We start from the raw sequence: 23,856 nt of genomic DNA, 5'->3' as shown, positions 1-23,856 counted from the left end.
CTCAGATGGTCACTCATAAATTTTATTTAATCTTTAGACCTAAAAGCAGATTAAACGAGCTTTTTAAGTGTTACAGCCTTAAACATTAGCGTGATCGCTACCATTTGAATCAAATGATAAATATCATTGTGATTCAAATGCTGATGAATTGTAAATCCTGAAATCTGAACCGCAGTTCCTAAAATAGAAACTACAATACCCATAACCATCTTTTTAGCCGCAGGACTCTTTTTCTGAATTATATCTTTAATGTTCAAAGCCAAGAGAAGTATCATTATCGGCGCATAATCTAGAATTACTAGATTAAAACTCACGTTTTGAAATTCACCGAAGTATTTTTTCGGATAGCCAAACATCAATACTAAAAATGCCAGCACTTTAATGTAGGCGAGAATAAATATTATATTTCTTCTGCGTGGGAAGTATTCCATGGCAATCGTGAGAAGCAAATAGAAGCTCACCATTCCCATACACATTACCGTGAATGGCCATGCTCCACGAAGCACTGGGTATTCTCCAGACATATGAGGAACACCATGAGCAACAGCTCCCAAGAACGATGCAGAGCCTAAGAAAAGAAAAACAATTCCCCAAAATTGAGAATATCTTTTGTCGTAAGAATTATTTTTTCCATGGTACTTGGCATGCCAGTAAAGCACGTGACCAAAATAGAAACTCATCGCAGCTAAAATTAAATCTGTTAAGACCGTCATCGGTTCTGCGATAGCGAGTCCAAATAATTCTATCACAAGAGTGCTCCTCCTGATTTTTCTAGATCGACTGTAATATTTTTTTGATGGGCTTCAATGGTTCCACCACCGATTTCTAAAAGCTTAGCATCTCTCCAGAGTCTTTCCACGATGTATTCACTCACGTACCCGTAACCGCCCATCACTTGCATTGCACGGTCAGCAACATTTTTTCCCATAGTCGAAGCCGTGAGCTTGACCCCGTCAGAATCCAATCTATTTCCACCCTTGGTAGGATCTAATTTTCTAGCCGTATCGTAAACGTAAGCCCGACAAGCCATGTACTCTGCGTAACTATCACCGATGTACTTTTGGATTTGTCCTAGCTTTCTTAATGGTTTTCCGAAAGCCATTCTTTGCGTAGCGTATTTATTCATTTCGTAAACAGAACGTCTTGCAATGCCCAAGCTCATCGCGGCCAAAGTGAGCCTTTCCATTTCTAGGTTCTTCATCATATGAAGCATCGATTCGCCTTCATTACCAATCAAATTTGCTTTTGGAATTTTGCAATTTTCAAAGACAAGTTCTGCGGTGTTGGATCCACGCATTCCTGTTTTGTCTTGGATCTTTTGTCCAACGCTAAAACCTTCGAACCCTTTTTCTACGATAAATGTAGAAACTTTTGCTCTACCATTGGCCTCGCCAGTTCTTGCGTAAACCAAAACAATATCACATGGAGTTTTGTTCTCATCGATTGTTCCGTTGGTGATCCACATTTTTCTGCCGTTCAAGATATAGTGGTCACCCTTAAGAACTGCTGTTGATTTCATTCCAAGCACATCAGTTCCGTAATCCGGTTCTGACATAGCCATAGCCCCGATCCACTCGCCCGAACAAAGTTTTGGTAACCATCTTTTCTTTTGCTCTTCATTAGCGTTCATCGCGATGTTGTTCACACAAAGCATGGCGTGCGCAAGATACGCCAAACAAAATCCTGGATCCGAAGCTGCGATCTCTTCGTGAGCAATCGTTGCCGCAAGGGCATCCATTCCTGATCCGCCGTAAGCTTCTGGAGTTGTAATTCCCAAAAGTCCTAGCTCACCTAGTTTTCTTAAAAGAGGAAGATTAAAAAGTTCGTCTCTATCATGTTTATGAGCTTGAGGTTCAACCTCAGATTGAACAAAACTTTTCACGCTTTCACGGAGCATCTTGTGCTCTTCTGTAGGATTATAAAGATCAAAGTCTCTAAGACTTACTTGTTGTTGTGTATCCGACATAAAAATCTCCATTAGCTTTGCTCACACTTACAGTGCTTTGGCTCATGCTGCTTTGAACGCTTAAAGCTTAAAAAACCAAAATCCCTATCGTTCTACAATGAAAAACCAGTGGTTTTTGCCATGCGACACGTGCTATATACCTACCATGAAAACTTTGGATTTACATGGATATGCCGTTGATGAAGCAATAGATGCCCTAGATCGCTTTCTTTACCGCTCAACTAAAGAGCCTAGAGTAAAAGTCATGACTGGAAAAGGTACAGGAGCGATCTTTAAAGCCGTTACCGAGTACTTGAAGAAGGGCAATTATCAATGGCAGTTTGAAAAGGTAAATAAACAAGAGAATAAAGGCGTTCTTATCGTCTTCACGAACTAGAATCCATCTTTTCTGAAATTGCAGTCTTAAGGTCGTCCAAGTTTTGCGAAGTGATATTCATAATCCAATCACCGTCAGGATAAATCACTGAGACAATCCCTTTTGAGCAGAAATCCAAGCATCCAGAGTTATTCACACGCACTCTTTTGCCATACTTTTCTTTGGCCCATATCTTGAGCTGATCTCTTAAGGCAGCAGCACCCTTATCGGCACAGCATTCCCGGCCCTCTTTTTTGTTGGTGCAAACAAAGACATGACATTCGTATAAATTCTTCGCTCTCGTAGTTTCAGACATTTACTTTACCCTCAGACGATATTATCTTACTTTTTCATATTTCACTCAAGGAACAAAGATGGCTCACTCGGTCTATATTTATGCTCTTCTCGCAACACTTTGTTTCTCTACCGCTTCCATTGTTTTTACAGAGTTTGCCAATAGAACCAGCGTAACTTGGGTCAATTATTTTAAGGCCTTTGTAGCGACCGTTTGTTGTGCGTTGACGATTCAATTTTTCCTGGGATGGCAGTCGGTCACAACTTATGCAGTTGTTTTATTCCTAGTGAGCGGATTGATCGGCCTTACAATTGGCGATTTCTTTATGGTCAGTGCTTTTCAAAGCATTGGGCCCGGCAGAACGCTTTTACTTTATGGATTTCAGCCGCTGCTTGTTGGTGTTGCTAGTTACTATGCTTTTGGACAAACCATCAGTCCTTATAAGCTCATTGCTATTTTATTCTTAATTGGTTGCTTGGTGACTTTCAGTTACGAGCGCTTTAAGCAAAGTGGGAGTTGGGAGTTCAAAGGGTTTTTGATGGCCTTGACCTTTATTGTTTTGGATTCTATCGGTCTTATTATGACAAGAATTGGTTTTGATGAAAATCCCAATTTACATCCTATTCAAGCTCACTTTATCCGTTGTTTGGGTGCGGTTTTTGGATTTTGGGTTCAAGGTGTCTTTAAACCGTTTCATTTTGTTAAAATATTTAAAACTTTAACGATAAAAGCTCGGTGGGGAATTTTCTTTGCTTCGTTTTTTGGAACTTTCTTATCTCTTTCGCTTTACTTTAAAGCAGTTCAAACTGGCCACCTTGCAAGTGTAACTTCAGTTTCAATCACAGCTCCATTTTTTGCTACACTAATCGAGTCGATTTATCACAAGAGATGGCCTTCCAAGTATCTTATATTTGCTCTGATCCAATTTGTAATTGGATTCTATATCCTGATCCAATTTTAAAGCCCAAAGACAGTCTCAGAGCCTGTTGACCTTTCCTTTAAAAAATGAAAGCCTATGAGTGCTTTACAATTAATCCAAGGGAGGAGTTTTTATGAGAGCATTATTTTCATTTCGCATGGCTTATCTAATCGTAGGACTTATTTCTTCAGCTGCTTTTGCTGAAATGCCAGGTCCAGTACAATTTCAAAATGGAAACGATATCGAAATTGAAGAGCTTTCTGGCTCTGTCACTTATTATTGTACGGACGCACAAGGCCACAACTACACCAGACACTGGTTCTGCAATGCTGATCTCGTTAGTCCAGGAACTCACGATTATTTGATTTCAAAAACTCCGATCGATGCCGACAAAGTGACGTTGACGTCTACTCGTCCCGATGGAAAAGTTAAGACTAAATCTTCTTCTTATAATTCTGAAAAATCGATCAGCAAAAGTCGCTTTAATCTTTTGATCAAAACCTTAACCCAAAGCCCTCTTCTTGGAGTGGGTAACAACAGTGTTGCTTACAAATTCACAAAAGGTAAAACTGTTGTTGAAGAAGGACTGTTCAATGCAAAAGCAACCGTTGTCGGAAAAACTCAATGCAGACCTAGAACTACTTTTGCCAACATGGATAGCTATTGTGAAAGTCAAAACATGGGATGCGATAATTATTTCTATTTAGAAAATAACTGCCAGTACTAACGGAAAAGTTGAGCACAAATATTAACTGAATGAACCGGCCCTTTAGGAGTTTTCTCGGGAGCCGGTTTTTTTTTGGATTTTGAAGTTAACTCCTCAGCCTTTGGTGAATCTATATCACGATAGGTAAAAACCACCTCGGGCAAAAGCACCTCTCCCATTTCTACATACAAACCGTAGTGAAGGACAATCATTCCTTTCTGCTGAAGCCTTTTCACTTCTTCGCGTGCAAGCCCCGTTAAAGCCTTAGCATATTCATCGTTGTCCCTTGAACCATTGAGTATTTCTACCGGGACGTCCAACCATACATTATTAAGGTTTCTAGAGTATTCTGGCTTTACAAACTGATGTTGATTCTCGTGAAGATTTTTGATTACAACTAGGCCTTCAAAAGATTTTATTTGTTCTAATTTATATTTATTCTGCACTTCGTTTTGAGGAAAATGGATAAATATTTTGTTCAGCAACTTATCTATTTTGTAAACCTCAATTCCGTTTGCTAAAATTTTTGAAATTTGTTTTTCAAAATCCGCCCCATCCTCAAAAGAAATTGTGTACTCGTTGATGTGTGGATTCTTCCCTCGATTGTACAGAAAGCGATTAACTTCAGGAATATCTGTGAGCTTGATAAGAGCTTCTCTGAATGCCGCGATGTTGTTTGAAATTTCAATATCAATAGCCGGAAAAGTCATCCAACCCGCATCAATAAATCCATCGGCAAAGGTCACCTTGAATCCCATGTTCTCAATTTTTCGAACTGTGTTTTGATATTTGATAATTGTATTTTTGTCTTCTCTGAGAACAATAGTCAGTCGCGCCTTCTCATCAAAACCTGGTACGACTTTCAGGCTGTCTACAAGTTCCGAGTCGTTAATGAATTTTTCAATTCTTTGTACTTCATAAAGCACTGATTCCGCCGAGCCATTCCTCCACGTGAATCTAAAAATATCAGGGAGTTCCGGTACGATAGGAGTTAGTTTTTCTAAAGCCTTATTGTAAGACTCTTCTTCGATAATGATTTTATCTTTATCATTATCTACTACTGTGGCCGTGATACCTAAAGTTCTAAGATAATTTGCGGTTTTATAAACATCTGCCTGCGGTACAAATTCCAATTCAAAAACTACAATCATAAAAAGTGCTGTGAATCTCTGTTGCTTAGACAACATTGCCTCCTCTGAAAAAAAACATTGAGAACAGGGATTAATAGCACGAACGTTGATAAGCCCCACAGAGCAATTGGATTTGTGAATAAAAGATGACAATAACTAAAAATTGCAGCGAAAACTTTATAATAAAATTCCTGCAATTGTTGCAGTCATAAGCGTCGCGATAGTTCCACCCAGCATGGCTTTAAAGCCCAATCTTGCCAGATCTTTTTTTCGCGATGGAACTAATTCTCCAATACCGCCAACTTGAATAGCGATAGAAGAAAAGTTAGAAAAACCACACAAAGCGTAGGTTGCTAATGTGAATCCTCTCGGGGTGAGAGTATCTTTGAGAGTTTGTAAATCCATATATGCGATAAATTCATTTAAGAACATTTTCTTTCCCAACAATGTCCCTACAGCAAGAGCATCAGACATTGGAACTCCGATTAAGAATGCAATCGGGGCAAATCCCCAGCCCAAAATTCTTTCAAAGGTTAATGGTTGCCCATTCACATCCGGGAAAAATCCTAGACCATAATTGAGCATTGCAGTGAAGGCCACAAAGGCAATCAGCATTGCCGCAACGTTGAGGGCGAGCTTTAGACCATCAGAAGCTCCGATGCATGCTGCCTCTAAAACATTCTCACCGGCCTTTTCGATTTCGATGGAAACTTTTCCTTTGGTTACGGAAACTTCTCTTTCTGGAAGTAATAATTTTGCAACCAAGATGGAGGCTGGAGCTGAGATGATTGAACTTGCGAGTAAATGTCCTGCATCCGCACCAAATCCCACATAGGCGGCCATTACTCCGCCTGCGATATTTGCAAAACCTCCAACCATCAAGCACATGAGTTCAGATTTTGTCATCGATTGGATGTAAGGTTTTACTACCAACGGAGCTTCGGTTTGGCCGACAAAAATATTCACGCTGGCCGCAAGGGATTCTGATCCCGAAACGTCCATTAACTTGACCATCATTACAGCAAGCCACTTTACAATGTGCTGAATGATTCCGAGATAAAACAACACCGACATCAAAGCAGACATAAAGATGATTGTTGGTAGAACCGAGAAGGCAAAATAATGCTCCCTGAAGCCCTCTCCAAATATCATGGCAGCACCTTGATCTGAAAAGCTTAAGATTTTAGAAACAAATTCATTGGCTGCCGCAAAGAAGTAAACACCCGCAGCAGTTTTAAGAATTAGAACGCCCAAGACAAATTGAATGAAAACTCCGGCAAGAATAGTGCGTTTATTGATATTTTTTTTGTCTGCCGACATCGCCCAAGCTACGAATATTAGGAAGATTAACCCTACGAAACTAATAAGTCTTTCCATTCTGTACCCCTATTCGAGCGTTAAGTATCTTGGGATAGACAAATAGGCAAGGATTGATTAAACCTAAAGCTAATGAATCCACCCAAACTCACTTTAGGTATATTAGGCGGCGGCCAATTGGCCCAAATGCTTGTAGAAAATTCGCCTTTTAGCGACCTAGAAATTAGTATTTTTACTAAAGATTTAGAATGCCCGGCAAAATATACAGCAGGTCAGCTCTTCAAAGGAGATATCAAGGACGAAGAGTCCCTGAGACGCTTCTTTTCTAAAGTGAACTTCATTACTTTTGAAAATGAGTTTATAGATGTTGAAGCTCTTGGGAAAATTAAAAATGAATTTCCAAAAGTCTTTATTCTACCTTCGATTCCCAATATTCAAATTACGCAAAATAAATTATCGCAAAAATTTTTATTTCAGAAACTAAATCTTCCCACCTCACCCTTCAAAGGTTTTGATCCAAAGATTGATCAACTTCTTCCCTGGTTAAGAACAACAGCCTTCGGCCATAAAAATGGATTTGTCTTAAAGCGCGCAATGGGTGGCTATGATGGAAAAGGAAATCACGTTGTTAAAACTTTAGGTGAACTGGAAAAAGCCTCAGAATTCTGCCAGAAGGCCATCGGCGAAGGCACGACTGTTTATGCTGAGGAATTTGTGACCTTTGAAAAAGAACTCGCGCAAGTTTATACCAGAAGTCTAAATGGTGATTTCATCGCTTACCCATTGGTGATTTCAGAGCAAGAGAAAAATGTTTGTAAATTGGTGTACGGGCCAGCCACAGAGTTTGATATTCCAAAAGAAATCGAGACCGAGACTTCTGCAATGGGTAAAAAAATTGGAGAAGAATTAAAATTCGTAGGAACCTTTGCTATTGAGTACTTTTATGTGAATGGAAAAATTCTCATCAATGAGATGGCACCGAGGGTTCACAACTCTGGTCACTACACTTTGGATGCGGCTCCTGTAAACCAATTCGAAAATCACTTGTTTGCTTGTCTTGGTTCAAAACTCAAAAGCCCTTCAACTTATCCTTACTTTGCCATGAGAAATATTCTGGGACCAGAAGGGTTAGAGAAAACCTTTGAAAAAGACGTAAAAGAGAAATTCAAGAAAACAGAAGATGCTAAAGTCTACTGGTACAACAAGACCAAAACCTCGTCTTATAGAAAATTAGGTCATATTAATACCATTTCCATGACAAAGACCGATTTGATGTTGAAAATAAAACTCATGGAAGAGATCGAAACCAACTTCTGGAAAAACTATGAGTAAGAAAAAAACAAAGAAAACTTCTAAGAAACCCCTCGTCGCCATCATTATGGGATCCGATTCTGATTATCCAATTATGAAAGAGGCAGAAGACGTATTGAAGGAATTCAAAATCCCTTTTGATGTGAAAATTGTTTCTGCTCACAGAACTCCTGATGAAATGTACGAGTTCGCAAAGTCTGCGATGAAGAATGGACTTCGCGTAATCATTGCTGGTGCTGGTGGCGCGGCTCACCTTCCAGGTATGGTGGCTTCACTCACGGAGCTTCCTGTGATCGGGGTTCCGGTTGCAAATAGTGCCCTTGACGGCGAAGACTCACTTCTATCCATAGTGCAAATGCCAAAAGGTGTTCCTGTGGCTACAGTTGCAATCAATAACGCCTACAATGCTGGACTTCTTGCTGTTCAGATTCTTGGTGCTGGTGGAAGTAAAAAAGATGAGGCCATCCTTAAAAATATGACTCTATATAAGCAGGCACTACGAGAAAAAGTTTTAAACAAAAAACTAAAGAAGTAATTGTTGTAAAAATGTTGCTATAAGAACACCAAAAATGCCGTTGTACGTCTCTTGTTTTAAGAGATTTACATCTGCGGTCTATTAAATCTACTCAGTTAAATCCCCCAATGGCATAAAATCTGCTTTATAAAGATTTAATATTTATAGAAAAAATAACTTCAAAGGGTGTTAAAAATGCTTAACAAGTTGAAACATAAAGTATTTTATATAATTTTATGTTTGGTTATGTTTCGACCTCTTCAGGGTTATTCTGCGACTCAAGAATACAATTCACAAAAAAATCTTCAGCTCACGCACACCCTTATGTCTGCTTTGCTCAATTCTTATTTTTCAGAAGGTGATGAAAAATTCCGCGCCCAATATTTGGCCGATAAAGCTTATATCCAAACCTTCTTAAATACCTGGGATGAGGAAATTCGAACAAAAAAATACAAGTCTTCTACGGAAATATTTGAATCACTTAGAAACAGAAGGGGTTATCTTTCGAAATATTATTTTCTGTGGAATGCCCTGGTTCATTACAACTATAAAAGTGATAAATTGATCAACTTAGGATATCATAAAAATACTGCGTTCACACAACTTCTGAGTTCTGAAAAGCAACTGGATATGCAAAAAAGAATTTTAGAAATTTTACGCATAACCAATATCGAAATTCTAGCCAATTCAAAAGATTATGCACTGGCCTTGATCATTGCGTCGCCTTTTGAAAAATCAGAAAATGTAGAAATCCGCACTTTAGCAACTCAAATAATTAAACAAATGCCTTTTCAAAAGGGATTGCAAATATTGAACGCCATCAAAAATTTTATTGTTATTCCCGGAGGATTTCTAAAATCAGTTACGTTGCCTGAGAAACTCGCGGTGATTTATAAATCTTCGCAAGTGACAAGACTGGCCTTAAAAGGAAAAATTGCAAAACATGGCTCCTCGGCGCTCAACAGAATAAATCCTTTTTTAAAACACATCACCCCAATGCAAGTGAGCCTTGGTGCATCTGCAGGCCTGCACGGATTATTGTTTTTAGATTATGGATCGGCAGAAAAGAAAGATTCGGCAAAGAACAAATTCGATTCTATTGATGCCGGGTTAGTTAGCCTCTGGGAATCTACGCAATTGTTGAACAGCAAACATATGCCGAGTCAAAAGGACTTCAAACCTCAATATCCACTTCTCAGTAAAAAGCAATTGATATCAATTATTCAGGAACATTTGAAATCTCTAAATCCGATGGATTATTCTCAGGCTTTTTTGAGTGCTGAAAAATTAATTGGTACTGATGGTAGAAATATTTCTGACCAGCAAGCTTATGACTTTGTTTCAGCACGCATGCAAACATTAAAGGAAAAAGTGCGCTTAAGAATGACGGGAAAAATTGACCTAAATAAAATCAATGAAATTAGAGAACTCATTATCAATGACTCTCTAAGAATCTATAAACGAGATTATCCGACCCTAACTCATACCTTACTCGGCTGGGGTGGAAATTGTGTCGCGCAAACAATGATGTTCATATCGATACTTTCAGAGCACCAGTCAATACTTTGGGAGAACGGTTTTTCTCTGGGAATTGCTAACTTTACAGATCACATCGAAGCAGTGATTCATAGTACAGCGGGCGAAAATAAAATTCTTTATACTGTATCTGGAAAAGTTGAAGATCTAAGTAAAGAAGCTGTTCAACCCAACATATATAGACCAGAACTGTTGATGATTATGCTGCTGCACTCTCTAGGCACCAATCCTGATGACATTGCCAACAGAGCAGATGCCAAACTGATTTCCTCAGATAAGTTTACAGGGTTCATCGACAAATCAAGAAATGCCTACAGTAAATTATCACAATCTTATTATCGGTCTCTGGATTTTACGCAGCGATCAGGTTTATTTGAATATGAATTTTTTGATATAGATACGGCATGGCAGGATAGTAGAAAAAAATATTCCAAAGAAGATCCTCCTGAAACGGCGGAATTAAAATACATTCCAATTGAGAATAAACAAAAATATGCAGATTTGAATTCCGTATTTAATAGCTCGTCGAATAATGGTGGTGATTTAAGTTCAGATTATAGCATCCAATTATCAGATATTGAAATTCAATTCAGACCAGAGCTGGATTTGGGAAAAAGTCGCTTTTTTGAATATGACACTGATCACCATGCTCGAGAGGTGATTCATGCATATACCGAAAATCAGTATTATCGCCTGCGAAAAGCAAAATCGAGTTCATTTTCGTTGTTGGATTTTCAGTATAAAATCATGGCAATGCAAATGCAGTACGCTGAAAATATACTTAAAAATCCAGATATAAATAAATATCTCTTCGGTGACGAATCGAAAAATATTGATAAAATTATGTCTTACAGTAATGCTGAAATTCAAAAAATTCTTAGCTACAGAAGGTTAATTAATTTTATAAAAAATACGGATAGTCAAATTTGCATGAACTATCAGCACAAAAGCTCCATATGTGAAGACCACACAGCAATTAAAAGTATTATGTCTTCCGAACACCATATAGACGTAGATCATTTAGGAGACGAATGGGTTAAAATTGAAGGATTAGATCAAATTATATTTGATTTCTATGATGACCCAAAATCTTTTGTCGATAACTATATCAAAGGCAATATCTTACAGCGTAAACTTTTATATAACATAATGGAATTCAGTATATATTCAGATCCAGCTTCGAGTCTCGGGCCTAAAGAGGTTTTACCAAAAATTAAACAATACTTAGATCAGCTTGATCCATCAAAAGTCGCAATCAGCCATCAAAGTTACCAAGCCGACTGCATTCCTTTCAAGGGTGATTTTCAACTGCCTGTATCTAGCGATAAATCACCATTCCTACATGTGGAAAATCAGCCAGGAGTGAATTGCCAAAAAGAAAAATCTAAAAAAGAACAAAAAAACCAAGCCGGCAGTAAACAAATAACTATACCGCTAAATGTATTGATTGAGCTGAGCTATTTGACTGATGGCGGAGGAATGCAGTTGTGGGATAAAGGTGCGATAGATGCTTTCCACCAAGGAGCCTATGCTGAACTTCTTCTAGAAGGTCCTTATTTTTCAAGAACTATAGAAGGATATTTAAAGGTGCAAAAACTCAAAGATTCACTTAAAAAAAATAACCTTAAACTATAAGCATATGTCATTTACTTTATAAAAGAAGAAATATCGGAAATGACTTTGTGAGGAATTTCGTGGCCGCCTTTAAAAATATTCAAGAATCCATCCCAGCCATTTTGCTCAAGCAATTCATGCAATCGCTGTGCAAGCTCTGCTGGAAGAATCGGATCCTGCGATCCATGACTCTGGTAATATCGTAAGCCTTTTTTCTTGGCCATTAATGATGCCCAGCGATCTTCATTCACCAATGTGCCCGACAACAAAATCGCACCCCTCGGTACAATCGCAGTCTCTAATAGTAATTCTGTAACCAACATTGCTCCTTGGCTGAAGCCTCCGAGGTACGTGTTAGAAAAATCAAGATTAAGTGCTTTGAGAAATTTTTCTACCTTAGCACGAGCCTCATCCATGCCTGTTGGCTTAAGCTTTGAGAACTCACCCATTCTGAGTGCTCGTTCAAAAGATGGAATATCAATATTGAACCAACCTTTACCAAACATATGCGGACCAATTGGAACATCTAAGATTCCATTGGGAAAAATCCAGTGAAAAGGCTTTGCTGTGTCAATGGCATCATGGAAGGAATAAAGATCCATCATATCTGCGCCGTATCCGTGGAACATGATGATTTTGTTGGGAGAGGTTTTGTCTCCACCTTCGACGTATTGAATTCCTGCCAAGCTCTGTGCCTGAATGCGATTATACACTGTAGTCCACCTTAAGGGATGCGGCCTTCCTTAAACGATCCCAGATTGCCGTCCAAAGATCACCTTTGTATTCTGCTTTTTCTCGAACGAATATTACGCTAGCACCCGTCTCTGCACATCTTCTTAAATTCTGGTAGAGCTCGCGTGCGGCGATTGCAGGGTCATTGTGAAGGACAAGCTCGATGGGTTTAAATACCGCTAATTTTAATTTTAATTTTGCTTCTTCTTGTAATTTTGGATCTTCCATTTCGTGCTCCCCCACGATCATAAGAGGAATAGCAGGCATATAGTGATGCTTCAAATGACCTGGTGCTACGGGAGATTGCTCTTCAAAAATTGAAATGGGCTTTATATAATCCTTGAGAGCTTTCTCGAGCATTTCCTTGGTGATAGATCCTGGACGATAAATTTTGATGGAAAGATAATTAGTATCAAAACCAATCACGGTAGATTCCAGTCCCACTTCGCATTCGCCGCCTTCTAGCACAAAAACTTTGTCTCCAAATTCCTTCTTTACGTGATCAGAACTTGTGGGAGAAGTTTTTCCAAAAAGATTTGCTGATGGAGCTGCGACGGGATTTCCTAATTTGTGAATTAATTTTTGAGCTAGAGGATGCTTCGGGAACCGTACGCCCACAAATTCTAAACCTGACGTGATTTTCGTGTTCAAAATTTTTGATTTGGGCAAAATCATGGTGAGAGGGCCTGGCCAAAATTTTTCACCCAAGAACACGGCAAGCTCCGGAAATTCTGTTACAACACCTTTTAAATGCTGGAGATGAGCAATATGTACGATGAGAGGATCAAAGAATGGGCGCTGTTTTGTTTTAAAAATATTTTCGATACCCTCAGGACTCTTAATATCCGCCGCCAAACCATAGACGGTTTCCGTTGGCATCCCGACGACGCCACCACTTTTGAGTATTTCTACTGCTTTGTTTAGATCTTCTTCCATTCATCTATTGATACAGAAAGATCTATATGAAATCAATTAAGCTTTTGTTTTCGTCTCTAGTTTACGAAGAAAGACTTGTTCAATTGGATACTCGCACCAATATAGTTGATCACTTGGTAAGTCCCCTTTTGTAAAGGCAACGACACTTCAGATTGTTCTAAGTTAATCTGATCACCATTGGGCGCAAAAATCACCCATTGCTTATGCAGCTCTGAGGGATCTTCGTGGAATTTTACAAAACTAGACAGACGCACCACATTTCCAGCTTTTAATTCTCCACTGATAAGAATCTGAGAAGAGTCTACATAATCTGTTAAGATATTCATTTGATCTTCTTCTACACTTGTCTGCTTTAATTGCTGAATATCAAGAGCTCCGAAGAATTGTGGCTCAAGCGCCATGTTCCTCCAATCACAGTGAACATGCGAAGTGTACTTCAGCGTGAATGTGGCTCCGAGCTGTTTGCAATAGCTGATCAAAGTATCAAGGCCCACTTTTGAAGAGGCGATATCGACACCATCTCCGTATTGATGGCGGGACCACGTCGCAGACCCATCAATACCTTCATTCCACTTTGGAGAGCGGAATGCACTATTGATTTTGAGTGCTGCACCAGTTTTATCTCTTAACTTTTGAATGATCTTTACGACTGCTGTTGAAAATATACCGATGTTTCCTTTTTCGATGCTCATGAATTCTGAGAGTACAAAACTTGGAGCAATCTTTAAATTTTGCGAAGTTCTCTTCAAGTCCACCGCTTGAACTGGTCTACGGTATTGGTCTTTATTTGCAGTCGCCATAAATGATGAATCTGTGTAAGGATTTTTGTAGCCTTCAGATGCAGCGTTAATGGTTTTTAATTGAGCGCAAGCTTTTGCGTCTCTATTGATACCCATGTAGCATGCTGCTGGACCACTTAGATTTTCTTCGGGTTGAGGTTGCGATGGATTTTCGGAGTTTGCTGAACTACTAGTTGATTTCCCGCAAGCCACAATAAAACATAATAAGACGGCTAGTCCAATAGCGATTAATTTTTGAGCAACTTTCGAGTTCATGCATCCTCCGAATAAATTTTAACTTGTGTAGGTGATGTGATTATTTTATTTCTTTTTGATCACATCAGCGACCCTTAGAGGTTAAAAGTTGACGAAGGTCTTGGAAGAACAAGACTAATGACTTAATGAGGATGAATAAAAATTTAGAATAAAAGATTTTGCCGAATGAAAAATACCGACGACGGAGGATGATCTAAAGCAAAAAAAGCCCACTGCGACAGCGGGCTTTTTTAAGAAATGTATTTTAAAATTAGATTTATTCTAAAAGTTCTTTCAATTTTGATTTTATGACTTCTAAAGGCTCTGCAGAATCCAACGTGTCCGGTAATTCTTTACACGAATCTTCATTGTATTCTTTAAATCCTTCTATTTTAGAACGGATTTTTTCAACTTGTTCAGGTGAAACTCTTAAAAGTTCATCTGTGCTACCATCAGAAGATAGCGATAGCTTTTCTTCGTCTGCTACGGCCTCGAAGTTGAATCTTGTACCAAGCCCTGATTCTTTAACTGAAATTTCACCAGGTCCACCGACGCATGAATTTGAAGTCGTTGCGAGTGATGCTGATTTACCATTTACATCGATGACAGCCTTGGCTACTGTATAACCTTGATTGTCGAAATCGATTTCTGTAAGTGTTAATACTCCATTTTCGATTTGCATGAGGTTCATGACATGACCACCGCTTTTGTGTTCAACACCATCTTCAGTGTAACCTTTAGGGGTAAATTCGACGTAGTTGCCATCGATGGGTTTAGAGTTGCCAGGTTTATTAGAAGAATCAGACTTGCTGCAAGCAGAAGTCAGAGCCATAGTGAGCGCAAGTGCGCCAATTAATAATTTCATTTTTTTGCCTCCAAAAAATTGAGTTACATTGTTAATCTTCTCGAAAATAAGTTACTGAGCTATAAATTCGTTCATTATTCTTAAAATTTCTGCTTCGCTTTCTACGTTGTAGTCTGAAGTTTTGGATTCTTTGCTACAGTTGTCACCGTTTAATAATTCGAACTCTCTTTCTACTTTGTTTTGTAGAATTTTTAAGTCTTCTTCGGTGATCTTTGCCATAACTTCTTTTGTATCAGATTTTTTGTAAGTCACTGTGAGGGATTTTTCTGTTACCACCATATTTGTAGCGAGTTCGTTTCCAATTATGCTTTTGTAATTAGGATTATTCTCTGAGCAGGTATGAGTTGTTGGAATTACGGTGACTGTCTCGCCATCGAGTAGGACATCATAATTCGAAACCATATATATTTTATTTTCTAAATCAATCTCAGCTAAAATCATTTTATTTCCATTGATACTATAAACATTGAGCATATGGCCTGGATCGCTGGATGTTTTCGAATCTTCTAAATCAGTACCAATATATGTAACGCTTGCGAAGTTTCCTTGAATTTTATTATTGTCGTTGGACTCGCCGTTAAGCTTCTTATCGCTTTTACTGCAAGCCATAAGGGACAAAGACAATACCAATGCGCTCGTTACCAATTTCATTTTTCGGGTCCTCCAGAAAATTTGCACTCTACCCATAAAGCAATCCATATACCCTTATTAGATCGCATATATTGGATTTCTTCGAAATTTTAAGAAAGATTTATAGGGGCTAGCCGAATATCGGCTCTACTACAAAAAACGTGAAGATAAAAAATTTGAAGAGAAAGCCGAAAGCAACCCATTTGAACTTGTATATATGATATATATAATATATATTATGTGCATGGTTACGGTTCTTCGGGTTGGAAAACTAAAGTATAAAGTGAACAAAAAGGACCACAATCCTCCGCATGTTCATGTTGAAGGCGGCGGTGCAACCTTGCGAGTTAATTTATTAACTCTTGAGGTTATGGATGACAGCACTGATTTCACTAGGTCCATGGTTCAAAAGATCGTAACTTATATCGCTGAACACAAAGAAGAACTTTTAGAAAAATGGGTGGAGTATCATGAAGAAGATTAAATATGGAAAAGTAGAGCTATCGGATGAATCTTTTGACGATTCCAACGCTCTTATCCGCGTATCTATGATGTTGCCCCTCAATATAGTAAAGGACCTTAAGAAATTAAGCCTTACCGCAAAGCATAGCGGAAAATATCAAGTCTTGATTCGAGATGTTTTGGCTAATTGGGTTGAGCACCAAAAACCAAAGCGCAAGCGCGCTTAGATCTAAAGGCTTTCCATTTGATTGAATCCGACGAGAGTTTCGAAGATCACTTTGGTGCCTAGTTTTAAGTTTTCAAGAGAGATCGCTTCGTTTTTTCCATGAAGCATTCCTACGTCTTCCATGCTGATGATGGCGGGAATAATTCCGTAACACTCAAAACCTTTTGCTCTAAAATATCTCGAGTCTGTAGCACCCGGTGAAAGATACTGAGTGATCTCAGCATCGGGAACATTGTCTTTCATCACAGTATAGAGAACATCAAAGAGCGGAGTATCCGAATTGCTCTGAGAAGCTGAATAGGATTCTTTGACTTCAATTGAGACTTTGTATTTGTCGGCGATCTTTTGAATCTGCTCAGTGAGCTTTGCGGGATCTACTCCAGGAAGAATCCGGATATCCAGATAGGCTTTACTCTCGGAGGGAATCACATTGTGTGCCGAGGAATCCGTAGAAAGACTGGTGATGGAAATGGTGTTTGTCACCATGGCATTCACTGCGCGATTCTCCATGAGTTTTTTGGATAGAATTTTTTGTACCAAAGGATTCTGAATTCTTTGAAGTAAAAAATTTTCTGGAAATTCAAAGAAGCTCCCCACGTGATGGAAGAACTCCAAGGTTTGATCGGTTAACTGAAACTTTTGCAGCTCTTGAAGTTCAAGCATGAGTTTCATCATATCTAACGAAGAATATTTTTTGTCAGGCATGCTGCCATGACCAGAATTTCCCTTAGCCGTAAGCTCTAAACCCAAGATTCCCTTCTCTGCTGTTTGCACGTTGAACATTTTGTTGTTCTTTTTTGGAAAATCCTTAATTCCGAATCCGCCTTCATTAAATACATAACGATAGCCTTCGAATAAACTCTCATGGTTGTTCAATAAAAATTGAGCGCCAAGTCTTCCGCCAGATTCCTCATCGGGAACGGACAAGAACATAATCTTATTCGCAAGCTTTAAACCCATACGATTAACCATGATAAAAGCCATAAGCTCCATCGAAGCCATGCCCTTCATATCGAGGGCCCCGCGCCCATGGATCATTCCGTCTTTCATCTCACCACTGAAAGGAGGAACTTCCCAATCAGCCGCATTGACTTCGACCACGTCAGAGTGATTAAGCAAAATAATTCCGTTCTCTGAATTCTCAGGGCCGATCTCTGCCACCAAACTTACTTTGTCGGGAAATTCTGGATGAGGAATGAGTTTGGCCTGAATGCCTTCTTTGGCTAAAACTTTCTGTATGTAGAAAGCGACTTTAGATTCTTCGGAACGGATCGTGGGAATTTGAATGAGATCCGTGAGTAACCCTGTAAGCTCAATCTGAATGGCATCCCAATCAATATTTTCGTCTAAGATAATTTGAAAAGGTTCATCGGAAGGAGCACGAATCTCAGGGCGATCAAGGTACAAATAAGTACCAGCACCGAGCGAAAGAACTATAAGAATGAATACAGTATGTTTTAAAATTTTAGGAAAAAGTTTAAATTTCATTTTCCCTAACGATATGTTATGGTTTTCCTCTGTTCAACGAAGAACTTAGTTACCTATTTACTGTTATGTGGGGGTGTACTGGTTTCGACGTGGAATGAGAAGCTTAAGGAGCATGTCAAGGCGTTGGCCCTTGTAAAAACTGACAAACTTGTAATTGACAACAATTACGCACTTGCTGCCTAGTTTTCTAGCGTAGCACGATAGCCCTGAGTTTTGATCGCGGCCCAGGGGTCTATCGTCACTTAGTGATCTCGGACTTTGTGGATTCAGGCAGCGCAAAGTCTTAAATAAAGCTGACTGAAGGGTACTTGGAAAGATCGTTTGTAGTCGCTCCGAGTATCAACTTAAAGTACAGACTAAACATGTAGTCGCCTTACGTGGACGTTCTGCGGACGGGAGTTCGATTCTCCCCACCTCCACCAAATTTTCAAAGCCCAACTATTTAGTTGGGCTTTTTTAATGATGAAAAGAACATATGAAAAATATAATCAATAATATATCTATTATCACTTCACTCTCTGCACTAGTCACGTCTATCACAGTGCTTTTATCTATACCAAACAGTGTCGTCGATTACTTTAATAATTTAAATTGGGAAAAAAATGTAAAAATCATTAGGGCATCCTCGAATGATTTTATCGTAGTATACAATGGAAATTCCAAGCCTGTGTTTGTAAGCCATATAAATTTTAGATCAGACTATTTAGGGGCTGCTGGGGCAATAGAAATAAATCAAACTGCTCTGCCTAAAAGCTACTTGAGTTACTCCAACCCAAAAGATCACATTAGTTATGATGGTCTTTTCCGGGGCGGAGATGAGTCTTTAAAAGATATAATAATTAAGCACGGATTTGTCTCCGACTCTTCACCATACCGTATTCTTTTTTTTACAAGCGGCCATCCTCAGCTAGTATTATTTGAAACAACAAACAACATGCCGAGGCTTTTCAATGTTGATGTTAGATTGTTTATTTCCATGGAAAATATAACAAAAGAACTCAAAATCTCTGCTAATGGAATAGTTATCAAAAAGAAATAGTTCATACATTACTAGATAGCTTTACTAGAACTCCCGGATTGTATTTTAGTAAGCTAATCAAAACACTATGAGTGCGAAAATAATATTAGCTAGACCTTAGCAGAAAGATAACACCCTGCTTTTCATAAATTATTTAAATAATATTTGTTTTATAATTTTATATTCCTATAATTATAATTTTCCACATTTCACAAAGGTAATTTGCAATGAACGGCCAATGGCTCGGAAGATATGACGGTAGTAACTCGGGAACTCTTATTATTGATTTAGATGATTGCGGAACACACTACGAAGGTTATGCTTACGCCTATGATCACAATATAAATCTACCTAGTACATATGCACCGATTACAACTCCCGATAAATCAAATACGGTTAATCTCACCGTACATTTTTCTCCTTTAAATCCTAGCTCTGGAAATCCACTTACTCCAGCTGAATTACAAAAGTTTTATCCAGGAACAGTTTTCGGAACAGAGGCGAAAGTAACCTTAGAACATGAAAATAGTCTTTTAAAAATTGAATGGAAAACGGACATAGGTACTTGGGGAAAATGTGTTCTACCCAAATCTAAAGCCTCTGAACCTTCTTACTACTCCCCTTTAGATAATGTAAAAAATTGGAAACAATTTAAAGATTTTGTATTTGATCTAGAATTTAGAAAATATATTTTTAGAGGACAAAGTAAGCCTCATCGTCTACGCACTTGCTTTCATCGATCTGGGCGAGCCGACTTGCAGACATTTCTAGATGTAGATAGAATTATACTCTATCGACATTTAACTCAAAGAACTCGTAATATTTTTAACTTGAACGATCCTGATCAAAACGGTGCATTCTTGGGATTAATCCAGCATCATGGATATCCCACACCTTTGCTTGATTGGACATATTCACCATTTATTGGAGCATTTTTTGCTTATAGAGATATTAAAAATACTGAAGCCAAGATGGATTCAGAGAATAAAATGGTAAGAATTTTTGTTTTTGATCAATTAGAATGGCGTGCAAAATATGCGCAATCGCATCGTTTGACAGGCAGCCCACATTTCTCACTTATGGAATTTATGGCAATAGAAAATGAAAGACTTCTGCCGCAACAATCGATTTCGACTGTTACCAATGTTGACGATATTGAATCATTTATAATGTCTCACGAGAGCGTGAATCAAAAATTTCTAAAAGTAATTGATCTCCCTATTTCTGAAAGATCCAAGGTTATGAGTGATCTTAGTACTATGGGAATAACAGCTGGCTCACTATTCCCTGGGTTAGACGGTACTTGCGAAGAAATTAAAGAAAGATTTTTTGATTTTTAATTATAAATCTAATTTATCGAGGTAAATAGAATGTTTATATTTATAGTGGTATCTTTTATTTGGCTAGCTTCAATTGGTATATATTTACATTCAAATGACTATTCCATGAAAACCTTAGAAGTATTTGTACCTGTAGTGGGCGCAATTCTTTTTAGTGTTTATATGTTGCTCAGATACGTTTATGCTGAGGCTCCAAAAGAAATCTTTTACGAAGAGACTGTCGTCATATTGCATGATAAATACACTGGCCGACTTTATTCGATGGATGTAAAAACAGTTGATGATAAATTAGATCCAACTTCATTTTATGGATTAAACAATATTGATACGATCGGACATTTTAATAAATTAAAGAGTTTCAAAATAAATGAAGATTTAGTTGATACTAATCCTGGGTATCGCTCAGACTTTCAAATAAATACTATTTTAAATACTCTGGAGTTTTCATTTTTTTATTGGCTTGCAAACCTAAATAATCCAAAATGGAGCACTCAAACCGAGATCCATCATGGCATATCAATGGCAACATCTAAATTTAAAGATATGCTATCAACACAATCTGAAACAAAAATTAACCTTTCTAAGGTTATAAAACACAATAAACTCGTCGAAGCTTTTGAAACTTTAGATATAAGCCTACCTTCTAACTCAACTATTACAGCTTACAAAGACATAAACTCACGGAAGGTTGTTATAGACTCAAAATATTCGACAATAGAATATACCATGTCATATGCGGGCGGGGGCATGTTTCAAGCAGGAAACAAAGTATCTCAAAAAATAGCTTTATACTTAGGTTTAGATACGTCTAATCCCGATCGACATCAAAGTCATAATTTTATTACATCTTGGAAGTTTAATATAAAGCCATGGAGGCGTGATTCAAAAGAAGGAAGCGTTCACCCTAGTTGGTTTGACAGGATTTCAAAATCATATAGCAGGTCATTCTCATGGGAGAAAATAGAACAACGCTATCAATGATAGATTTATCATCTTATTAGTAGAGGAAGGGGTAACTTTGGGGTGGTAATTAAATATTTTACTCACTCTATGGTAAGTGAAATTAAGAACTTACACTTAGAGTTCGATTCTCCCCACCCCACCATACTTTCTGTTAACAAAATGAGAGCTCCGCCACGAAGTGGTTGGGCTTTTGTTTTATTTAAGCGCAAGTCTCAGTGCTTTGCGGACTTCTTTGTCTACCGTGGAGAAGTTCTTTTTTATTTTAGTGTCTTTGCTAGATGTGTGGCCTTTGACCCAAATTATTTCTGGATGAAGTTGATCGTAAATTTTATAAAATTCTTTGTATAGATCTGCATTTGCTAATGGTGTTTGTTTTGCTTGGCTTATGAAATTTGTTTTTTCTAATTTATCCCTTCTACCTATTAATCCCGCTACAGTTTGGCAATCTGTATATAAAGTCACTGATGCTGATTTTGGAGCAGCGCTCAGTGCTGTGATCACTCCTCTGATTTCTGCTCTGATGTTGTTCGATTCTTTGATTTCGAGAATAGTTAGTTTATCTGAGATCATATATCCAATCACAGCAAGACCGTGAGTCTTGCTAAAACTTGCATCTGTATAAATATCTAATTTCATAATTCCTCAGCGAAGACTTTTTCGGTGATTTTCCAGAACTTGTCTTGTTTGCGGGCGATTACATATGATGGAAGTCGAAATAGTTTTTGGTACTTGATCGCTTCACTAGGCGTTGTCATTTCCACTGAGAGCTCGGGTCGTCTTAAATGGGAGCGTAAGAAATTGATGTGAAATTTTTTGATTGCTGATTGGTGATTAAAAAAATGCGCTTCGCTAATGTACTGAGCATCTAGATCATAATATCTGATTTCAAGGTATGCATTTCCGCTCTTGTCGCTTCTTTCAGTAAACGTAATTTTATCCGGCTTTAATACGTGGAAGTTTTTAGAAAGCCTTGCTTGCTTTAGTTTTGCCTCTGCATCTACAAGTTCTGCATCACATTTTTCGCAAGCCTGTGCTGTGATGTCGTTTTGAGTATCGCACTTGTGGCAGACTTTAAATCTGAATCTATAATTGCAAGGAGTAATCACTAATGTATTAGGATCTTGCGTGCCGCCTCTGCATTTACGACCAAAATGCTCATACACCATTCCATCTTCATCTTGATAGCCCCAGAAATGATTTTGAAAATCACAAGCCGGACACGGAACTACAACTTCAACTGTGTCTTTCATTGGTTTTTTGTCTGATATCTCTGGCTTATAAATGTCATGTCTCATTCCCGTGTAATCTAAAACATAACAATCTTTTTTGCCTTCACAGAGCCTAAGTCCTCTTCCCACGATCTGCTGGTAAAGACTGTTTGATTCTGTCGGGCGTAAGATTGCGATCACATCCACATGAGGAGCATCAAATCCTGTTGTAAGTACCGATACGTTCACCAGATATTTGAATTTTTTGTCTTTAAAATCTTTAACGATCTGGTCGCGATCTGCCATGTCTGTGTCACCCAGAACTACTCTTGCTTGATTTTTTGGTAGATAGGTCATGATCTCTTCTGCGTGCCTTACTGACGAACTAAAGATCATCACACCCTGTCTAGAGTAGCGCTCTGTGATGTCTACAATGTTATTGATAATGAGTGGTGTGAGTTTTTTCTGACTCTTTAGGATTTCCTCGATGTCTGATGTCGTATACATACCATTTTTTTCAGTTAACTCTGAGAAATCATAACTCGTCACCGGAATATCAATCTTAATCGGAATTGTTAGGAATTTATTTTTTATCATGTAAGAAAGCGGAAGCTCATACACACATTTTTTAAAGAATCTTTTTTTGTCCGTCTTGATTTCACCACTCGCAGAGTATTCGTAAATCCAACCCAACCCCAAACGATAAGGTGTGGCCGTAAGACCTAGAATGCAGAGTTTGGGATTTCGCTCTTGAAGTTTTTTAATTACATCTTGATACTGAGTGGATCCTTCTTCAGCTACTCTATGGCACTCATCAATTACCAGAAGTGAGAAATCATTAAAAAAATCATCGGGGGCTCTAGCTACTGATTGTACTCCTCCAAAGATTGCTTTTTGGTTGAAATCTTTTTTACCAAGGCTTGCTGAGAAAATTCCAGCTTCCAAGTCGTAGCTTTTGTATTTTTCATAGTTCTGGTGGACGAGTTCTTTCACATGAGCAAGGACAAGCACTCTGCCTTTAGCAATGCGTGCAAGCTCTGCGATCACAAGACTCTTCCCCGCCCCAGTTGGCAACACGACAACTGCGGGATCTCGTGATTTCTTGAATGAATTAACGACGCTATTTACAGCGTCTTGTTGATAGTCCCTGAGCTTATACATGCGCCGTAATAATAATGGTTATAATTTTTTTTGCAATGGCATAAATGTATCATTGGAGATAAGCTAAATTACCATTTGGATTTTTAGGAAGATTAAGTTTCATATATGCCATGTATCAGCTTAAAGTACA

24 protein-coding genes and 1 other RNA gene are annotated in these 23,856 nt (G+C 38.3%); 12 read left to right on the top strand and 13 right to left on the bottom strand.

The annotated features are described in order from the left end of the window. Nucleotides 1–50 precede the first annotated feature (50 nt). Together V4596_12315 and V4596_12310 are read right to left on the bottom strand one after the other, a co-directional pair. Complete coding sequence (locus V4596_12315; GenBank protein ID MES2769920.1) at nt 51–749, bottom strand: hypothetical protein; 699 nt, start codon at nt 747–749, stop codon at nt 51–53. Continuing rightward, entirely contained in the window at nt 746–1,966 is a 1,221-nt protein-coding gene (locus V4596_12310) for an acyl-CoA dehydrogenase family protein (protein ID MES2769919.1), read from the bottom strand. Before V4596_12310 ends, V4596_12315 begins: the two co-directional genes overlap by 4 nt. A gap of 145 nt (nt 1,967–2,111) precedes the next feature. Here V4596_12310 and V4596_12305 point away from each other — a divergent pair, with 145 nt between their 5' ends. Next, on the top strand, nt 2,112–2,342 hold the full coding sequence (locus V4596_12305; GenBank protein ID MES2769918.1) for a Smr/MutS family protein: 231 nt from the start codon (nt 2,112–2,114) through the stop codon (nt 2,340–2,342). Here the strand turns inward: V4596_12305 and V4596_12300 are convergent. After that, nucleotides 2,332–2,637, bottom strand: coding sequence for a (2Fe-2S) ferredoxin domain-containing protein (locus V4596_12300; GenBank protein MES2769917.1), 306 nt, complete (start codon nt 2,635–2,637; stop codon nt 2,332–2,334). The two genes, V4596_12305 and V4596_12300, sit on opposite strands and share 11 nt — an antisense overlap. Nucleotides 2,638–2,695: 58 nt before the next feature. Between V4596_12300 and V4596_12295 the strand changes: the two genes are divergently transcribed. Both V4596_12295 and V4596_12290 read left to right on the top strand, forming a co-directional pair. Continuing rightward, nucleotides 2,696–3,577 (top strand): DMT family transporter, encoded by an 882-nt coding sequence (locus V4596_12295; GenBank protein ID MES2769916.1) that lies wholly within the window; start codon nt 2,696–2,698, stop codon nt 3,575–3,577. A gap of 91 nt (nt 3,578–3,668) precedes the next feature. Beyond that, nucleotides 3,669–4,262 carry a hypothetical protein gene (locus V4596_12290; GenBank protein ID MES2769915.1) on the top strand — a complete coding sequence of 198 codons (594 nt, stop codon included), beginning with the start codon at nt 3,669–3,671 and terminating at the stop codon, nt 4,260–4,262. Here the strand turns inward: V4596_12290 and V4596_12285 are convergent. Together V4596_12285 and V4596_12280 are read right to left on the bottom strand one after the other, a co-directional pair. Beyond that, nucleotides 4,259–5,425, bottom strand: a complete 1,167-nt coding sequence (locus V4596_12285) for a hypothetical protein (GenBank protein MES2769914.1) — start codon at nt 5,423–5,425, stop codon at nt 4,259–4,261. The genes V4596_12290 and V4596_12285 overlap by 4 nt on opposite strands. A 123-nt stretch (nt 5,426–5,548) precedes the next feature. After that, on the bottom strand, nt 5,549–6,748 hold the full coding sequence (locus V4596_12280; protein MES2769913.1) for a nucleoside transporter C-terminal domain-containing protein: 1,200 nt from the start codon (nt 6,746–6,748) through the stop codon (nt 5,549–5,551). 72 nt (nt 6,749–6,820) lie between these two features. Between V4596_12280 and V4596_12275 the strand changes: the two genes are divergently transcribed. The 3 genes from V4596_12275 to V4596_12265 all read left to right on the top strand — a co-directional run bounded on the left by V4596_12275 (nt 6,821) and on the right by V4596_12265 (nt 11,684). Further along, nucleotides 6,821–8,020, top strand: coding sequence for a 5-(carboxyamino)imidazole ribonucleotide synthase (locus V4596_12275; GenBank protein ID MES2769912.1), 1,200 nt, complete (start codon nt 6,821–6,823; stop codon nt 8,018–8,020). Further along, nucleotides 8,013–8,534 carry a 5-(carboxyamino)imidazole ribonucleotide mutase gene (gene purE / locus V4596_12270; GenBank protein ID MES2769911.1) on the top strand — a complete coding sequence of 174 codons (522 nt, stop codon included), beginning with the start codon at nt 8,013–8,015 and terminating at the stop codon, nt 8,532–8,534. The genes V4596_12275 and purE overlap by 8 nt, the downstream gene beginning before the upstream one ends. A 174-nt stretch (nt 8,535–8,708) precedes the next feature. After that, on the top strand, nt 8,709–11,684 hold the full coding sequence (locus V4596_12265; GenBank protein ID MES2769910.1) for a hypothetical protein: 2,976 nt from the start codon (nt 8,709–8,711) through the stop codon (nt 11,682–11,684). Between the two features lie 11 nt (nt 11,685–11,695). Here V4596_12265 and V4596_12260 read toward each other — a convergent pair whose 3' ends face one another. The 5 genes from V4596_12260 to V4596_12240 all read right to left on the bottom strand — a co-directional run bounded on the left by V4596_12260 (nt 11,696) and on the right by V4596_12240 (nt 15,881). Continuing rightward, nucleotides 11,696–12,376 (bottom strand): hypothetical protein, encoded by a 681-nt coding sequence (locus tag V4596_12260; GenBank protein ID MES2769909.1) that lies wholly within the window; start codon nt 12,374–12,376, stop codon nt 11,696–11,698. Further along, on the bottom strand, nt 12,369–13,331 hold the full coding sequence (locus tag V4596_12255; protein MES2769908.1) for an L-threonylcarbamoyladenylate synthase: 963 nt from the start codon (nt 13,329–13,331) through the stop codon (nt 12,369–12,371). Before V4596_12255 ends, V4596_12260 begins: the two co-directional genes overlap by 8 nt. 56 nt (nt 13,332–13,387) lie before the next feature. Continuing rightward, nucleotides 13,388–14,386, bottom strand: a complete 999-nt coding sequence (locus tag V4596_12250; protein MES2769907.1) for a D-Ala-D-Ala carboxypeptidase family metallohydrolase — start codon at nt 14,384–14,386, stop codon at nt 13,388–13,390. 256 nt (nt 14,387–14,642) lie between these two features. Continuing rightward, entirely contained in the window at nt 14,643–15,230 is a 588-nt protein-coding gene (locus V4596_12245; GenBank protein ID MES2769906.1) for a hypothetical protein, read from the bottom strand. A 51-nt stretch (nt 15,231–15,281) separates the two neighbouring features. After that, on the bottom strand, nt 15,282–15,881 hold the full coding sequence (locus tag V4596_12240) for a hypothetical protein (GenBank protein MES2769905.1): 600 nt from the start codon (nt 15,879–15,881) through the stop codon (nt 15,282–15,284). A 223-nt stretch (nt 15,882–16,104) separates the two neighbouring features. On the opposite strand from V4596_12240, the gene V4596_12235 reads away from it, so the two are divergent. After that, nucleotides 16,105–16,344: a DUF4160 domain-containing protein gene (locus V4596_12235; GenBank protein ID MES2769904.1), complete on the top strand. Its 240-nt coding sequence runs from the start codon at nt 16,105–16,107 to the stop codon at nt 16,342–16,344. Next, entirely contained in the window at nt 16,331–16,549 is a 219-nt protein-coding gene (locus tag V4596_12230) for a hypothetical protein (protein MES2769903.1), read from the top strand. The genes V4596_12235 and V4596_12230 overlap by 14 nt, the downstream gene beginning before the upstream one ends. A gap of 2 nt (nt 16,550–16,551) precedes the next feature. Here V4596_12230 and V4596_12225 read toward each other — a convergent pair whose 3' ends face one another. Next, nucleotides 16,552–18,036, bottom strand: a complete 1,485-nt coding sequence (locus V4596_12225) for a M20/M25/M40 family metallo-hydrolase (protein MES2769902.1) — start codon at nt 18,034–18,036, stop codon at nt 16,552–16,554. A gap of 69 nt (nt 18,037–18,105) precedes the next feature. Here V4596_12225 and ssrA point away from each other — a divergent pair. From ssrA to V4596_12205, 4 genes are all read left to right on the top strand, one after another. Further along, nucleotides 18,106–18,458: a transfer-messenger RNA gene (gene ssrA, locus V4596_12220) on the top strand. A 53-nt stretch (nt 18,459–18,511) separates the two neighbouring features. Next, nucleotides 18,512–19,075, top strand: coding sequence for a hypothetical protein (locus V4596_12215; protein MES2769901.1), 564 nt, complete (start codon nt 18,512–18,514; stop codon nt 19,073–19,075). 206 nt (nt 19,076–19,281) lie between these two features. Beyond that, entirely contained in the window at nt 19,282–20,394 is a 1,113-nt protein-coding gene (locus V4596_12210; protein ID MES2769900.1) for an FRG domain-containing protein, read from the top strand. A 105-nt stretch (nt 20,395–20,499) separates the two neighbouring features. Further along, nucleotides 20,500–21,375, top strand: coding sequence for a hypothetical protein (locus tag V4596_12205; GenBank protein MES2769899.1), 876 nt, complete (start codon nt 20,500–20,502; stop codon nt 21,373–21,375). 177 nt (nt 21,376–21,552) lie between these two features. Here V4596_12205 and V4596_12200 read toward each other — a convergent pair whose 3' ends face one another. Continuing rightward, on the bottom strand, nt 21,553–21,993 hold the full coding sequence (locus V4596_12200; protein MES2769898.1) for an RNase H family protein: 441 nt from the start codon (nt 21,991–21,993) through the stop codon (nt 21,553–21,555). Continuing rightward, nucleotides 21,990–23,726 carry a DEAD/DEAH box helicase gene (locus V4596_12195; GenBank protein MES2769897.1) on the bottom strand — a complete coding sequence of 579 codons (1,737 nt, stop codon included), beginning with the start codon at nt 23,724–23,726 and terminating at the stop codon, nt 21,990–21,992. Before V4596_12195 ends, V4596_12200 begins: the two co-directional genes overlap by 4 nt. Nucleotides 23,727–23,856: the final 130 nt, after the last annotated feature.

This window comes from Bdellovibrionota bacterium, assembly GCA_040386775.1.
In the GTDB taxonomy this organism is placed as follows: domain Bacteria; phylum Bdellovibrionota; class Bdellovibrionia; order Bdellovibrionales; family JAEYZS01; genus JAEYZS01.
Note: the sequence above shows the minus strand (reverse complement) of the source record. Positions and strands in the feature narration are given on the sequence as shown.

Coding starts and splice junctions, on each gene's coding strand:
- V4596_12205 (MES2769899.1), top strand. CDS start 20,500: ATGAAAACCTTAGAAGTATTTGTACCTGTAGTGGGCGCAATTCTTTTT.
- V4596_12240 (MES2769905.1), bottom strand. CDS start 15,881: ATGAAATTGGTAACGAGCGCATTGGTATTGTCTTTGTCCCTTATGGCT.
- V4596_12215 (MES2769901.1), top strand. CDS start 18,512: ATGAAAAATATAATCAATAATATATCTATTATCACTTCACTCTCTGCA.
- V4596_12275 (MES2769912.1), top strand. CDS start 6,821: ATGAATCCACCCAAACTCACTTTAGGTATATTAGGCGGCGGCCAATTG.
- V4596_12230 (MES2769903.1), top strand. CDS start 16,331: ATGAAGAAGATTAAATATGGAAAAGTAGAGCTATCGGATGAATCTTTT.
- V4596_12200 (MES2769898.1), bottom strand. CDS start 21,993: ATGAAATTAGATATTTATACAGATGCAAGTTTTAGCAAGACTCACGGT.
- V4596_12295 (MES2769916.1), top strand. CDS start 2,696: ATGGCTCACTCGGTCTATATTTATGCTCTTCTCGCAACACTTTGTTTC.
- V4596_12265 (MES2769910.1), top strand. CDS start 8,709: ATGCTTAACAAGTTGAAACATAAAGTATTTTATATAATTTTATGTTTG.
- V4596_12290 (MES2769915.1), top strand. CDS start 3,669: ATGAGAGCATTATTTTCATTTCGCATGGCTTATCTAATCGTAGGACTT.
- V4596_12305 (MES2769918.1), top strand. CDS start 2,112: ATGAAAACTTTGGATTTACATGGATATGCCGTTGATGAAGCAATAGAT.
- V4596_12250 (MES2769907.1), bottom strand. CDS start 14,386: ATGAACTCGAAAGTTGCTCAAAAATTAATCGCTATTGGACTAGCCGTC.
- V4596_12235 (MES2769904.1), top strand. CDS start 16,105: ATGGTTACGGTTCTTCGGGTTGGAAAACTAAAGTATAAAGTGAACAAA.
- purE (MES2769911.1), top strand. CDS start 8,013: ATGAGTAAGAAAAAAACAAAGAAAACTTCTAAGAAACCCCTCGTCGCC.
- V4596_12255 (MES2769908.1), bottom strand. CDS start 13,331: ATGGAAGAAGATCTAAACAAAGCAGTAGAAATACTCAAAAGTGGTGGC.
- V4596_12195 (MES2769897.1), bottom strand. CDS start 23,726: ATGTATAAGCTCAGGGACTATCAACAAGACGCTGTAAATAGCGTCGTT.
- V4596_12300 (MES2769917.1), bottom strand. CDS start 2,637: ATGTCTGAAACTACGAGAGCGAAGAATTTATACGAATGTCATGTCTTT.
- V4596_12245 (MES2769906.1), bottom strand. CDS start 15,230: ATGAAATTATTAATTGGCGCACTTGCGCTCACTATGGCTCTGACTTCT.
- V4596_12310 (MES2769919.1), bottom strand. CDS start 1,966: ATGTCGGATACACAACAACAAGTAAGTCTTAGAGACTTTGATCTTTAT.
- V4596_12280 (MES2769913.1), bottom strand. CDS start 6,748: ATGGAAAGACTTATTAGTTTCGTAGGGTTAATCTTCCTAATATTCGTA.
- V4596_12225 (MES2769902.1), bottom strand. CDS start 18,036: ATGAAATTTAAACTTTTTCCTAAAATTTTAAAACATACTGTATTCATT.
- V4596_12210 (MES2769900.1), top strand. CDS start 19,282: ATGAACGGCCAATGGCTCGGAAGATATGACGGTAGTAACTCGGGAACT.